This window comes from Shewanella schlegeliana (genome assembly GCF_016765635.1).
Lineage (GTDB): Bacteria > Pseudomonadota > Gammaproteobacteria > Enterobacterales > Shewanellaceae > Shewanella > Shewanella schlegeliana.
Genome location: NZ_JAESVD010000001.1, coordinates 41,804 through 56,050, shown reverse-complemented (window position 1 = coordinate 56,050; position 14,247 = coordinate 41,804). Strand labels below are relative to the sequence as shown.

Sequence of the window (14,247 nt, the reverse complement as noted above, 5' to 3'; positions counted from 1 at the left end):
TTTGACTCCCTTAAAAACCTAGACTCGAAAGCAGATCATCAACTTCATCTTGACCTGTCACCACATCCTGGCGGTGCTCAGCGTTCATTATAGGACCTTCTGCTTCAACATTTCGTTTTGGCTCGTCATCTGTCGCTGTTGCTGGCTGTTCACCAAATGCGGTCAACATCGACACTAAACTGTTTTCAACTTCCCTAACGAGCTCGATGACTCGACGGATCATCTGTCCGGTTAAATCTTGAAAGTCTTGTGCCAGTAAAATTTGATTCAGAAGCTCTTTAACTCGACTCGCATCCGACTCACTTCTTTCGACAAACTGCTGGATGTCGTGACATAGCGTTTTAAATTCCGACAGCGGTAATTCTCGACGCATGAGTTTATCCCACGCCGGTTTTACAGCTTGAATATTATCGCTAAGTGCGCTCGCCAGAGGTAAACACTCCTCGACGGCATCCATCGTCTTGTTTGCTGCTTGCTCAGTCATATCAATGACATAGGTCAAGCGCTCTTTTGCATCAGGGATCTCGGTATTGGCTAACTCGATTAAGCGCGTGTCGAATTGAAAATCAGAAATCGCGCTATGAAGTTGGCGAGTTAAATGTCCAACTTCATCGAACAGATCCTTTTGAATTGGCGCGGCAATTTCTCTCACCAATTCGTCTGCACTTTCTTGCTCTCCTTGAGTTAGGAGCGCAACTAGCCTCTCAGCTTGCTCGAGAGTGATCAGCGCTGAAGATTGTTGCTGCATAGCTCATCCTTGCTTAGCCGAGTCTCTCAAAAATTTTGTCTAACTTCTCTTTTAGTGTGGCGGCGGTAAAGGGTTTAACCACGTAACCATTCACACCTGCTTGCGCTGCGGCAATAATCTGCTCACGCTTAGCTTCTGCTGTCACCATCAATACGGGTAGGTGTTTGAGGTTATCATCGGCTCGAATAGCCTTCAATAAATCAATACCTTGCATGCCTGGCATGTTCCAATCGGTAACGACGAAATCAAAATCGCCCTTTTGTAACATAGGTAAGGCTGTTGAACCGTCATCGGCTTCTTGGGTATTGTTAAATCCCAAGTCACGTAACAAGTTCTTAATGATACGTCTCATTGTTGAAAAATCGTCAACAACAAGAATCTTCATATTCTTGTCCAAGGTTTCCTCCGCTGGGCGCGCTTTTATTGCTCGTGTAATGTGGTATCAAGTATTATTGATATTATTCTTGTGTCCAGTGCTTGAGTTTTCCTTTAAGCCTTAGCATCGCCTGACTGTGGATCTGGCTAACTCTAGACTCGCTGACCTCAAGAATGGCCCCAATCTCTTTTAAATTTAATGCTTCATCGTAATATAGCGACAATACCAGAGCATCTCTTTCTGGCAATAGCTTGATCGCATCGACTAATGCTGAATGAAACTCGACCTCTGCAAGTGATTCAAACGCACAATCTTGGTGACTGTCTTCAGGAGTTGCCCCTTCAGCTGCCACACCTAAATCTTCTATACCGACAACTTTACCTACCGAAACGTCGTTTAAAATTGTGTGGTATTCCTCGAGAGAGATCTCGAGTCGCTCGGCGATTTCGCCATCACGAGCATCACGACCTAACTCCTGCTCAAGTTCATCAATGACCTGAGCTACGCGGCGCTGATTACGGTGTACCGAACGCGGTACCCAGTCGCCTCGGCGGATCTCATCTAACATGGAGCCACGAATTCGAATACCTGCAAAGGTTTCAAACTTGGCGCCTTTACTACCATCAAAGTTTGATGACGCTTCTAACAGCCCCATCATGCCCGCCTGCAACAAATCATCTAACTGCACTGATGCGGGTAAACGAGCTAAAAGATGGTGAGCAATTCTTTTTACAAGCGGTGCATACTGTTCAACGATAGACGTCTTATTATCAAAACGAGTATACGCGGCCGCTTTATTCACCCGACTTATCCTCTTGATAATCTGGGCGCTGCACTAGACGTTCAACGAAAAACTCTAAATGTCCACCAGGCTGCGATGGCACAGGCCAGCTCATAATCTTATTAGCGAGTCCCTGATAAGCAATCGCCGCTGGAGACTTTGGAAACGCCTCAACAATCAACTTCTGCTTGCGCACTGACTTGCGTAAGTTCTCGTCAAACGGCACCGTTGCCACTAACTCTAGCGCTACATCGAGGAATCTGTCTGTTACCTTACTTAGCTTGGCAAACAGCTCCATACCTTCACGTAAACTGCGCACCATGTTGGCCACAATCTTAAAACGGAACACACCGTGCTCACGGCTTAAGATTTTAATCAACGCGTAAGCATCGGTGATCGAGGTCGGTTCATCACACACCACAATCAACACATCTTGCGAAGCACGAGAAAAGCTTAGCACCATATCTGAAATCCCCGCCGCAGTATCGACGATAAGGATATCAAATTGAGTTCTCATCTCACTGAAAGCTCGAATAAGGCCTGCGTGTTGAGCCTGCGTCAGCTCCACCATCGCCTGAGTACCTGAAGTGGCCGGAATAATACCAATTCCTTTAGGGCCTCTTAAGATCACATCATCTAATTCGGCATCTCCCGACAAAACATGAGATAAATTTCGCTCAGCACGTAAGCCTAACATCACATCGACGTTTGCTAGGCCTAAGTCAGCATCCAAAACTAATACACGCTTGCCCTTTTCTGCCAAAGCAACTGCCGTATTAATTGACACGCTGGTTTTACCAACGCCACCTTTACCACCTGATACGGCGATTACTTTTACTTTTTCATTATTTGGCTGATTCATCATACGTAAACCGCTTGCTTGATCCGGAGTCATGGCTTCACTCAAATGCATAGGTCATCTCATGTGACCCTTCACTATTCTGTAATGGTTCTATAGGTTTGTTATCTAATGCCGCTAATGCGTTCTTAGCAAGAGAAAGAGTATCTGCCACCTGCATATCTTCTGGCACTCTTTGTCCATCTGTTACATAACTTAAAGGCAACCCATTTTGAATCAACACACTTAACGCTGGCGCTAATGAAATTGATTCATCTAATTTTGTCAGTACCGCGCCCGAAAGCGGGATACGTGTAAACTGTTTGACAGCATCTTCTAATACTCGGCGCTGTCCTGTTGCAGACATTACCAGATAACTACGAATAGGTAATCTGCTATTTGCCGCTAAGCTATCGAGTTGCTGGAATAATCGCTGATCGCGCTGCCCCATACCTGCGGTATCAATAAGTACCAGCTTACGGTTTCTAAATTGATAGAGGATTTGTTCTAACTCATTAAAATCATGAGCCTGTTTTACAGGGCATCCCATTATCTTGCCATAAGTTGCCAATTGCTCAAAGGCTCCAATGCGATAATGGTCCGTTGTAATGAGCGCAACTTGATCTGAGCCATGATAAGCGGCAAAGCGTGCGGCCAATTTTGCCACTGTAGTGGTCTTTCCGACGCCTGTTGGTCCAACAAAAGCCACCACACCACCTTGACGTACAATATCGTCACCTTGGTTATCGAGCATATTGGCTAAGCAACGTGGCAGAGAAGCGACCAACTCCGCAGGCGAATAATGCTCACTCAAGCCAGACAACTTCTGTGCTATCGCGGGTGAAAATTCCGCCTCGAGTAGTTTACTCTCTAACATGGCACCCACAGGATCGAGGCGCTTCTTCTGCTCGGTCATTAGGCTGTTAACTTGATGAGTCAGCAGGCTTCGAATTGAAGCCAACTCCTCTTTCATCGCATCCATCTCGGCGCTGTTATTCTGTTTACCCGTGTTAAAGCTGTCTGGAGCACGATTAGGGGTAAACTCTGCTTTTACAGGCTCATGTTTGGCCTGCTGTGCTTGTAGCCCCTTCGCCCATTCAGGCATATCAAGCTCATCGCTTCGCGTGGGTTGCGCCTGCTGGCTAATCCGACTTTGCTGACGCTCTAACAGCGCCTGTAGAGAATCTGGAGCAGGCGTCGGTGCGGCGCGACTTTCGGCTCTGACATTGGGTCTTGCCCCAAGCGTGACCTTTTCTTCAGCTAAATCGGTGAACATCGCAGCCGATGGCTTAGCCGCCGCAATTTTTGGCTTTGGCTCATCGTAGTCTACGGCAGCCACAATCTCTATGCCGCCAGTGACTTTCTTATTCGACATGATCACAGCGTCTGAACCCAATGTTTCTTTAACTTGGGCTAGGGCCGAGCGCATATCTTTTGCTAAAAACCTTTTAATCTTCAATTATTCGACCTCTACTGACCCACTGCCGAAACGATGCGTATCTGCTTTTCATCGGGTACTTCCTGATAGGAAATGACCCGTAAATTAGGGATCGTATGCTTAACAAATCGCGATAAAGTTGAACGTAGCATTCCCGATGTCAATAAAATTGCGGGTTGTCCAACCATCTCCTGTCGCTGCGTTGCATCGACAAGTGACTTCTGCATACGCTCTGCAAGGCTTGGTTCGATATTCGGACCATCTCCTCCCGTCGCCTGCATAGACTGATGCAACATCTGTTCCAACTCTGGCGCCAAAGTAATGACAGGGATTTCAAGCTCTGGACCGCTGATCTCCTGAACAATCATACGTTTTAGCGCAATACGCACCGCTGCGGTTAACACTTCAGTATCACCGCTCTTAGGGCCGTACTCCAATAAGGTTTGAACTATGGTCTTCATGTCTCGTATAGAGACACCTTCATTCAGCAGGTTCTGCATCACTTTAACCACAGTACCTAATGGCATCACATCTGGAATAAAGCCATCAACCAATTTAGGTGAGTATTTACCTAGCATTTCAAGTAACTGCTGCACCTCTTCATAGCCAAGTAGTTTAGCGGCGTTATTGGTCAACAGTTGGCTGATGTGAGTGGCCACTACCGTTGAGGCATCGACTACCGTGTACCCCAAGGTCTGCGCGTGCTCACGCATCTCTGGCGCAATCCACACTGCATCCAAGCCAAAGGCGGGATCTTTTGTCTCGATACCATCGAGTTTGCCGTAAACTTGGCCTGGATTAATCGCAAGCTCGCAATCATGACGGATTTCCGCCTCGCCCGATGCGACTCCCATCAATGAAATTCGATAAGCATTGGGTGATAAGTCTAAGTTATCGCGAATATGTACTGCAGGCACCAAGAAGCCCAACTCTTGCGATAGCTTCTTACGCACCCCTTTAATTCGTCCGAGTAGCTCACCACCTTGGCCTTTATCCACCAGTGGTATTAATCGGTAACCCACTTCTAAGCCTATGGTGTCGACGTGCTGTACATCGTCCCAGCTAAGCTCCTTTGGTTGAGCATCTTTAGGCTCGACTGGACCACTCTTAGCAAGTTCAAGTGCACGTTCTCGGTCTGTGTCTTGCTTTTTCTTAATAAAGTAGGCTGCGCCACCCGCTATCGCTGCAAACGAAAGGAACACGAAATGTGGCATACCAGGAACAAGACCCATCACTAACATCACGCCTGCGGCAATTGCTAACGACTTAGGGCTGTCAAACATCTGGCTCATGACCATTTCGCCCATATCACCGGATTCATTTTGACGAGTCACCATCAAGGCTGCGGCAATGGATAATAACAGGCCAGGGATCTGCGCCACTAGACCGTCACCAATGGTCAACAAGGTGTAGATCTCTGCCGCCGTGGCAAAATCAAGATCATGCTGGGCCATACCTATGATAAAGCCGCCGACGATATTGATAACAAGAATTAATATACCAGCGACCGCATCACCTTTTACAAACTTTGACGCACCGTCCATCGCACCGTAAAAGTCGGCCTCTCGGGTCACTTCTGCGCGGCGAGCCCTTGCTTCTTCTTGGCTAAGTAGACCAGCATTTAAATCGGCATCAATAGCCATCTGCTTACCGGGCATGGCGTCAAGGGTAAAGCGAGCACTCACCTCAGAGATTCGACCAGCACCTTTGGTGACAACGGCAAAGTTAATAATAATGAGGATTAAGAACACCACTAAACCGACAGCGTAGTTACCGCCAATAACCACAGAACCGAAGGCTTCAATCACCTTACCCGCAGCGTCACCACCGTTATGCCCTTCCAGTAACACCACACGTGTTGAAGCCACGTTTAGTGCAAGTCTGAGCAAGGTAGCAACCAGCAACACGGTTGGGAATGCTGCAAAATCGAGGGGACGGTCACTATAGATCGCCACCAATAGAACGACTAATGCCAGTGCAATATTGAATGAAAAAAGGATATCGAGCAGGAATGCAGGCATAGGCAAAATGATCATAGCCAGAGCGGCTAAGACCAATAACGGTGTACCAATACCTTTTAAATGTGCAGGCTTTATCTGTTTTAATTGGCCTAGACTTGCTTTAAGTTCCATTCACCCTGAGTCCGATCTTTGACGTCTAACGACCTATACAGCAAATATCATACCAATTTTGATATATAACAGCGAGATTAACTATAACCTGAAAACTGTTAACAAAGAACATCTTGAGTATTGAGTGCCGTATTTTTAGGCACTGCAAGAATAGAGCGAAAAGATTACGCTAATGTTTTAAATCGTCAGGGATTGGTTGTTTTACCGGGATGGGGTTAGGACGTCTGCCCTTGCCTTTTTGGAATTGGCGCAACTGGAATACATAAGCAAGCACCTGAGCAACGGCAGTAAACAAGCCCTCTGGGATCTCTTGATCGATTTTAGTGGTGTGGTAAATCGCACGGGCAAGTGGCGGCGCCGACACGATAGCGACATCATGCTCACGAGCAATCTCACGGATTTTAAAGGCAACTTCGTCCACCCCTTTCGCCACCACAAAAGGCGCTGTAGAGCGAGCGGCATCATATTTAACCGCGACAGCGTAATGCTCTGGGTTGACCACAATCACGTCGGCATTAGGCACTTCGCCCATCATGCGTCTTTGAGCCATTTCGCGCTGTAGCTGACGAATACGCCCCTTTACCTCAGGCTTACCTTCGGTATCCTTATATTCATCTTTAACCTCCTGTTTGGTCATCTTCAACTGCTTAGCATGATTCCAAATTTGAAAGGGCACATCGATTACCACAATCAAAAATGTTGACGCACACAGTAGGATAAAGATCCAAACAATAAGATCCAAAGCATGATAAATATTGCCCGGTAGATGATCTTGAGACAGCATCAATATACGGTCAAGATAGATACTGAGCAGCAGGTATGCGGTGATTGCTACCACCGAAAATTTTGCGATACCTTTGGTCAATTCAACCAGTGCTTGCACACCGAACATCCGCTTAAATCCAGCAATAGGGCTCATCTTACTCGCCTTTGGCATAAAAGCTTTTACAGAGAAAGACATACCACCGAGAGCTATGTTACCGGCAAAGGCAATCAATGCTAAAAAAGTAATAAACCCCATAAGCGGGACGGCTAACTCTGTGCCAACTAAGCCCCAAACATTGGTCATCTGACTGGTATCGAAGATCTCCTCTCGACTCAGGGTAAATAGCTTGCTCATGATGTTATGCATCGCCTGAGCGATATTAGGGCCAGTCATCAATAGGCCTACTGACGCTGCAATAAGCACTGCTGATGTGCCTAACTCTTTAGAACGTGCAACCTGCCCTTTATCTTTGGCCTGTTGCAACTTCCTGGAGGTGGCTTCCTCTGTTTTTTCTTGGCTACTATCATTCTCTGCCATCTATAGCTGCCCTCCTCTTATACAAGAGCGAAGACAAATAGTGGGGTTCGTAATATGATGGAAAAGCATCAATTAAGCCCCCCATCGACGCGACATTGCAGCTCAAGAACATTACAGAGCAAAATTTGAGTTTCACGCCACACCTCATCGAAATGAGACATAATAGGTGACAGCGTTAACCAGAGAATGAATAGTCCCGCCACCATGGTGACAGGAAAACCAATCGCAAAAATGTTCAGCTGGGGCGACGCTCGCGTCATCACACCAAAAGAGAGATTGATAGTCAGCAGTGCCACAATGGCAGAAATTGACATAGTCAAAGCCGCACCAAACATATAACCAACAAATTCGGTGAATAGCCGATAACTTGTCAAACTCAGCCCTTGCATCGACACGGGGATCGACTCAAAGCTGGCGATAACCATTTTGATGAGCAGTAGATGGCCATCAACGGCCAAGAAGATCACCGTGGTCAATAGCAAAAAGAAATTACCAATAACGGGTGTCTGTTGCCCCGAACTAGGATCAACCATAGAAGCAAAACCTAGACTGGTCTGCATACCGATTATCTGGCCAGTCATCACAAAGGTTTGCATCAATAGCAGAGTTGCAAACCCCATTGCCACACCTATGATGATCTGCTGAGCGGTAACGAATGCGGCGCTTAAAGAAAATAGGTCGATAGTCGGCATGGGGGGCAAAACTGGCGCGACTGCCGCAGTAACTGTAACCGATAATAGTAGTCGCACCCTAGTCGGCGTTGTAGTCGCACCAAATACCGCCATCACCATGAACATGCTAGAGATCCGCGTTAACGGCCACAGATAACCTGCGATGCCGTCCATGATGGTATCGAGTAAGATCTCCATCTATTTAAATCTATGGGTAATAGAATAAATACGCATATCTAACCTATCACCTGAGGGATCATATCCACCATCTGCATAAAGAAATCCATCATGATCTGAATGAGCAGGTGCCCCATCAGCATGAGTGCTAATAAGGTGGTCAGTAGACGTGGAAGAAAACTTAAAGTTTGTTCGTTAATTGAGGTCGCCGCCTGAAATACAGCCACCACTAGACCTATGATAAGACCTGGCACAATGATCATCGACACGATAGTCACGATAACAGCCAGTGCTTCTCGAAAGATATCAACCAGTGATTCAGGACTCATGGCTCACCTATAATCCAAAACTGTTAGCTAAGGTACCCATCACTAGGCTCCAACCATCGACTAGCACAAACAGCATGATCTTAAACGGTAATGACACAATCATGGGCGATAGCATCATCATACCCATGGCCATCAAAATACTTGCTACCACTAAGTCCAGCACCAAAAACGGCACAAACAGCATAAAGCCGATCTGGAATGCGGTTTTTAGCTCGCTGGTAATAAAGGCCGGAATGATGACTGTCATCGGTGCATCTTCAGGCTCATTGATGTTCTGGTAGCCTGAAATTTCGATAAAGGTATTGAGATCGGTTAAACGTGTCTGGGCCAGCATAAAGTCTTTAAGTGGGCCTTGCCCCGATTTAAAAGCATCCTGCAGTGGCATACCTTGTTCAATATAAGGCTGCACCGCCTGATCATAAATCTTGTCAAATACTGGCGACATAATAAAAAAGGTCATGAACATGCTGATGCCGATCAACACCTGATTTGAGGGGGTCTGTTGCAAACCAATCGCTTGGCGCAAAATAGACAGTACCACAATGATACGCGTAAATGAGGTCAGCATGATGACCATAGCAGGGATGAAGCTTAACGCCGTCATCAACAGCAAGATCTGCATGGTGACCGAGTATTGCGTAGAGCCATCGGCCCCGGTTGACACGGTTACCGCAGGTAAAATGCCATTTTCAGCTAGGGCTGCAGGCGCTGTTAACGACAGCGCCACAGCGATTATAAGTAAAATCCATTTCATCATTGTGATGTCTTCATTGTGACGTCTTGGCTTGACGCAAGCGGGTGGCAAAAGACTCTGGCGAGATCTCGACAGGGCTTGTTAGCTTATCGACAAGACTAACCTGCTGTGGTGTCACGCCAAGCAAGTACTGTTGACCATCAACCTCAACCAGCACTAATTTCTCTTTCTGCCCCAATGGGGTAACGGCAAGGGTTTTTAATACCCCCTGGCTACTTGGCACTAAATTAAAGCGCTTAACCAGATAAGCGAGAAAGAAGATTAACAGCAATACGACTATCAAGCCGCCAACCATACTCGAAAGCGTCGCGATACTCGAAGGAGAAGCTGGCGTTTCAGCTTGAACTGTCGCACTGCCCACACTGGCTAAAACCAATTGAAAACTCATCTAACGTCCTTTAACTTAATACTCTTACTACTTAAGCTTTTTGATCCGCTCAGTTTGGCTAATCACATCCGTTAGACGAATACCAAATTTGTCGTTTACCACAACCACCTCACCATGAGCGATTAAGGTACCGTTAACCATCACATCCAACGGTTCACCCGCTACACGATCTAGCTCAACCACTGAACCTTGGTTTAACTGCAGTAAGTTACGGATATTAATGAAACTACGGCCCACTTCCATTGAGATCGTAACCGGAATATCCATAATGGCATCTAGCTTAGATGCTTCATCTTCAGTCAGTGGCGCAGCGTCACTGCTAAATTCATCTAGCTCAACCGCTTTGGCTTCTTCAATCGCTTGCTCTGCCATTGCTGCAGCCCAATCATCACCGCTATCTGTACTCATTTACTCTTCACCTTATATCTCAGAACGTTCGCGAGCTCGGCCCTTATGGGTCACCAACTGCAACTCTGTCTTAACCGTTTCAGGTCTTGGAATTTGTTCGCAAATTTTTAATGCTAGATTATCTTTAGCTTTGCCCATCTTACAGCGATAAGTCGGCAAATCTTCAACCTTCAAAATAATATGCTCTGGCAGCTCAACCGGAATAACGTCACCGGCTTTAAACTCAAGCACTTCTCTTAATGTCAATTTATGCTCAACAATGGTGGCATCGATACCAACATCAACATCCATGATCTCGTCACGTAGTGCCTGAGACCAACGCATATCGGTATCTTGAGTATCACTCTGCACACCAGCATCGAGCAGTTCTCGAATTGGCTCAATCATAGAATATGGCATGGTGATATGGAAATCACCGCCACCGCCATCCACTTCAATATGGAATGAACTCACGACCACCACTTCGGTAGGGCTAACAATATTTGCCATTGCTGGGTTAACTTCAGAGTCTAAGTAATCAAACTCAACCTCCATCACTGGCGCCCAAGCATCTTTATAATCTTCGAAGATAATCTTAAGTAGTAGCTGTACAATACGCCGTTCGGTAGGGGTAAACTCTCGCCCCTCAATCTTAGCGTGGAAACGGCCATCTCCGCCGAAGAAGTTATCCACCAAGATAAACACGAGGCGGGCTTCCATAGTGATTAATGCCGTACCTTTTAGCGGGCTAAAGCGCACCATATTCAGGCTAGTTGGCACAAACAGAGTATGTACGTACTCACCAAACTTAAGCATCTGAACGCCGTTAATTGATACTTCCGCCGCACGACGCATCATATTAAACATGCTGATCCGCAAGTGGCGTGCAAAACGCTCATTGACGATCTCAAGCGTTGGCATACGGCCACGGACGATTCTGTCTTGAGACGAGAAATCATATGAACGTGCATCAAGCTCGTTATCGTCAATCATGTCCTCTTCGACATCATCGACTCCGTGGAGCAGTGCATCAATTTCGTCTTGGCTTAATAAATCACTCACGATATCGCCTTTATTTTAAAAAGAATCGCTTTCATTACAAGCAGTAACCCCTCTCTAATACTCTGAATGGCGTTATTGCATAACAAAACCGGTAAACAGTACTTTCTCAACCACAGTGCGACCCGTTACAGGCTGAAGGGTATTTTGCACATTACGCAGCGCTAACTGACGTAACTCATCTTTACCTGCAGGTGAGCTCAGCTTTTGAATGTCTGCGCCACTAAAGGTGGTGAGCAGTGCATCTTCAATCAGTGGAATATGTTTTCGAATTAGCGTGTCATCATCATTACCGCGAACCATCAACTGAACCTTGATCTCAACCAAACGAGTGCGGCCATTATCTGACAGGTTGAAAAGGAAAGGTCTTGGCATCGCCGCATAATAGGCTTCACCCGTTCTAGCCGCTTGCTCTGTCGCTGCTCCCTCTACTGCGCTAGTTGATTCTGCGGCCTCATCGGAGCCCAACAACATCCACGCCGTGATTGCGATAACAATCAACAGTACAACGCCACCCACACCGAATATAATCAGTTTCTTTTTGCTTTTTGGTTTAACGCTGTCTTCTAACTCTAAAGCCGCTTCTTCTGCCATCTTCTGTCCCTAGCTGGAGTGCTGAATCGGCTCAACACTCTTTATCAATATTCTTGTGCCACTATAGGTTACCTGCTTATGCGTAATAATCTATACCTGAAGCCGAACTTGTTGATAGATTTGACCTTGCTAGCAGATCTTCTGCCGAAATTTCATCCGTTTCAACGTCACTTCGACCATTTCCATTACCAAGACCTTGCTCCCCCTGACTGTTTCCACCATTCCCTTGAGACACTTGACCATCGGTCAACTGCATTCCCTGCTCGGCCAACATCTCTCGCAACCTTGGCATCGCCTGTTCAACCAGATCACGAGTCTGATGCTGGCTCACCTGAAATTGCACCTGAGTGGTATCCCCTTGCACTTGAATACGTACCATCATGTGACCGAGTTCTGGTGGATCGAGGCGGATCTCCGCTTGCTGAACCCCTTTACTTACCATGGTGATAAGTTGCTGGTTCATCATGGGAGAGAATCTTTGGATCATCTGCTGCATTGACGGCGTCTGCTCGCCTGGTTGTTTCAATGCCAATTGCAATTGAGGTAACTCTTGACGGCTCGCCCCCGGCTGCTGCAGTTGTTGATTGTGCAATCCGCTAATAGATTTCAGTTCCTGTGTACCTGACTCGCTCATACCGGCAAGGTTTGCTTCAAGCCCTGCTTGAGTGGCTGTTATGCGTACCGAAAGCTCAGCGCCTTTTAGCTGCTCCTGTGAAGTTGCCATGGTATTAATTGCATTATTTGAGTTCGCCCCATCAAGATTTTGAGCCGCTTTACCTTGGTCAGCTAAGGCTTGATTTGCAGTTTGTCCTGCGACCTCTTTACCAAAAATATCACGCCCAGTATGAGCCCCCTTTATATCGGTCGCGTTAGCGCCCTTGGCGTCTGTCACTATGCTGCCTTGTGCAGCTTTATCACCTACTTCTGCTTTAGTCGCGCTATCCCTCATTTCTACGGGGCTAGACTGTAATGTTGAAACCACGGCGAACTCTGATTTTAAGCCACCGCTTGCATCAAGCATTTGACCTTGCTGTAACAGTGCTTTTAATTCTGAAGATGAAAGCTTGCTCAGTTCTTGCTCTGATAGGCCTGATTGCAGGCTCAAAGCGATAAGTGCCTCATCAGATAAATCACTAACGGCTAGCTCATTGCTGAGTTGCTCTAGCTTCGATGAGTTGGACTCAAGCTGCTCAGCAGATAACGGCAAACTTTCGCCGTTAACGGCAAGCTGTGAATCGCCGCCAAAATTATTCGCTAAGTTAATCTGCGCAAAGATCTGACTCACATCGTCTTGGGCTTGCTCTAGCTCACGAGCCTCTTGCTTCAAAGCCTGGCTCGATGCATTAGGATCTGCAGCCTCTGTCTGAGTGTTTTCCTTTCCGCAGCTCTCAGCTAGCGCCTCTTCATTAGTAGACTGGGCACTTGCCGATTGTGCATTAGCTGCCGGCTCCGCGTTTGCAGAGGTATTTCGTTGTTCATCAAGACGCAGAGCTTCTGCCTTTTCTAGTGCTGCAGAAAAACTATCCCCTTCGGAATTTGTCTTAGCTTCGGTAGACTTACTCTGACTATCGGTAACCTTTCTAATCGAATCGGGGCTACTGAGTAAAACATTGGTCACCTGCTGCATTCCATCTCCATTCACTCATCAATAAACACTCGGCTACTCGGCCTGAATGTCAAAATACCGCTAAACTTGGCCAATTTAGATTAGAGAAAGCAATATTAATGCCAATAATTGGTGTCAGTAAAAGGCTCTAACACGCGTATGACGCTAGCTTGAAGAAAGAGGTGGAAGGAGGTTATGACTATTTAGCGTAATTTCTTACGGTAAAACTGCTGTGAGGCAAACTCATCAACCATTTTTTGTTCGGCACGCAGTTCGGCAAGCTGAGCCTTTTCCGCTTTATTGGCTAAAAGCAGCTCAACTGCTTTTCGTTTCTGTTGCTTCTCTTGCCAATGGACTTGCCGATGCTGGCGCTGATTATCGGCGTCCTGTACCGCATTAACCTGCTGGATGATCGCTGCATCAACTTGGCGAACGAATTGATGAAACTGATGGTAATGGCTGGCGCTAATGCTCTGCCCCTGTTGCTGCTCCATCTGCTTCATATAATCGAGACGATAATTTTGCAGTGCTTCCAGCTGATTCTGACGCTTTTGCAATTCAAGCTGCGCTGAACGAAGCTGTAGAGAAGCTTGCTCTTCCGCTTCTTGGGTAAGCTTAAGCACCATCAATAAAGGTTCGGTTCTAGCCATAGTAAGTTGTCACCCT

General features: G+C 46.7%; 16 protein-coding genes. All 16 read right to left on the bottom strand.

The annotated features are described in order from the left end of the window. Window positions 1–10 precede the first annotated feature (10 nt). On the bottom strand, window positions 11–748 hold the full coding sequence (locus JMA39_RS00300; protein ID WP_202719854.1) for a protein phosphatase CheZ: 738 nt from the start codon (window positions 746–748) through the stop codon (window positions 11–13). Window positions 749–761: 13 nt separating this feature from the next. After that, complete coding sequence (cheY, locus tag JMA39_RS00295) at window positions 762–1,145, bottom strand: chemotaxis response regulator CheY (protein WP_012276572.1); 384 nt, start codon at window positions 1,143–1,145, stop codon at window positions 762–764. A gap of 61 nt (window positions 1,146–1,206) precedes the next feature. Then, window positions 1,207–1,926: an RNA polymerase sigma factor FliA gene (locus JMA39_RS00290; RefSeq protein WP_202719853.1), complete on the bottom strand. Its 720-nt coding sequence runs from the start codon at window positions 1,924–1,926 to the stop codon at window positions 1,207–1,209. Beyond that, on the bottom strand, window positions 1,919–2,800 hold the full coding sequence (locus tag JMA39_RS00285) for a MinD/ParA family protein (protein WP_012154630.1): 882 nt from the start codon (window positions 2,798–2,800) through the stop codon (window positions 1,919–1,921). The genes JMA39_RS00290 and JMA39_RS00285 overlap by 8 nt, the downstream gene beginning before the upstream one ends. A gap of 4 nt (window positions 2,801–2,804) precedes the next feature. After that, window positions 2,805–4,202, bottom strand: coding sequence for a flagellar biosynthesis protein FlhF (gene flhF / locus JMA39_RS00280; protein WP_202719852.1), 1,398 nt, complete (start codon window positions 4,200–4,202; stop codon window positions 2,805–2,807). An 11-nt stretch (window positions 4,203–4,213) separates the two neighbouring features. Continuing rightward, on the bottom strand, window positions 4,214–6,313 hold the full coding sequence (gene flhA, locus JMA39_RS00275) for a flagellar biosynthesis protein FlhA (RefSeq protein WP_202719851.1): 2,100 nt from the start codon (window positions 6,311–6,313) through the stop codon (window positions 4,214–4,216). Window positions 6,314–6,482: 169 nt separating this feature from the next. Continuing rightward, the gene (gene flhB, locus JMA39_RS00270) at window positions 6,483–7,616 is read right to left on the bottom strand and encodes a flagellar biosynthesis protein FlhB (protein WP_202719850.1); all 1,134 of its coding nucleotides are present in this window, start codon (window positions 7,614–7,616) and stop codon (window positions 6,483–6,485) included. Between the two features lie 68 nt (window positions 7,617–7,684). Continuing rightward, window positions 7,685–8,485 (bottom strand): flagellar biosynthetic protein FliR, encoded by an 801-nt coding sequence (gene fliR / locus JMA39_RS00265; protein WP_202719849.1) that lies wholly within the window; start codon window positions 8,483–8,485, stop codon window positions 7,685–7,687. A gap of 38 nt (window positions 8,486–8,523) precedes the next feature. After that, window positions 8,524–8,793, bottom strand: a complete 270-nt coding sequence (gene fliQ, locus JMA39_RS00260; RefSeq protein WP_202719848.1) for a flagellar biosynthesis protein FliQ — start codon at window positions 8,791–8,793, stop codon at window positions 8,524–8,526. 7 nt (window positions 8,794–8,800) lie between these two features. Beyond that, on the bottom strand, window positions 8,801–9,550 hold the full coding sequence (gene fliP, locus JMA39_RS00255; RefSeq protein WP_269154416.1) for a flagellar type III secretion system pore protein FliP: 750 nt from the start codon (window positions 9,548–9,550) through the stop codon (window positions 8,801–8,803). Window positions 9,551–9,560: 10 nt separating this feature from the next. Then, a complete protein-coding gene (gene fliO / locus JMA39_RS00250) occupies window positions 9,561–9,935 on the bottom strand; it encodes a flagellar biosynthetic protein FliO (RefSeq protein WP_202719847.1) in 375 nt (124 codons plus the stop codon). A gap of 27 nt (window positions 9,936–9,962) precedes the next feature. After that, window positions 9,963–10,343, bottom strand: coding sequence for a flagellar motor switch protein FliN (gene fliN, locus JMA39_RS00245; protein WP_202719846.1), 381 nt, complete (start codon window positions 10,341–10,343; stop codon window positions 9,963–9,965). 12 nt (window positions 10,344–10,355) lie between these two features. Beyond that, window positions 10,356–11,384 (bottom strand): flagellar motor switch protein FliM, encoded by a 1,029-nt coding sequence (fliM, locus tag JMA39_RS00240; RefSeq protein WP_202719845.1) that lies wholly within the window; start codon window positions 11,382–11,384, stop codon window positions 10,356–10,358. 72 nt (window positions 11,385–11,456) lie between these two features. Continuing rightward, entirely contained in the window at window positions 11,457–11,975 is a 519-nt protein-coding gene (gene fliL / locus JMA39_RS00235; RefSeq protein ID WP_202719844.1) for a flagellar basal body-associated protein FliL, read from the bottom strand. A gap of 76 nt (window positions 11,976–12,051) precedes the next feature. Beyond that, complete coding sequence (locus JMA39_RS00230) at window positions 12,052–13,602, bottom strand: flagellar hook-length control protein FliK (RefSeq protein WP_202719843.1); 1,551 nt, start codon at window positions 13,600–13,602, stop codon at window positions 12,052–12,054. A 182-nt stretch (window positions 13,603–13,784) separates the two neighbouring features. After that, on the bottom strand, window positions 13,785–14,231 hold the full coding sequence (gene fliJ, locus JMA39_RS00225) for a flagellar export protein FliJ (protein WP_202719842.1): 447 nt from the start codon (window positions 14,229–14,231) through the stop codon (window positions 13,785–13,787). Window positions 14,232–14,247: the final 16 nt, after the last annotated feature.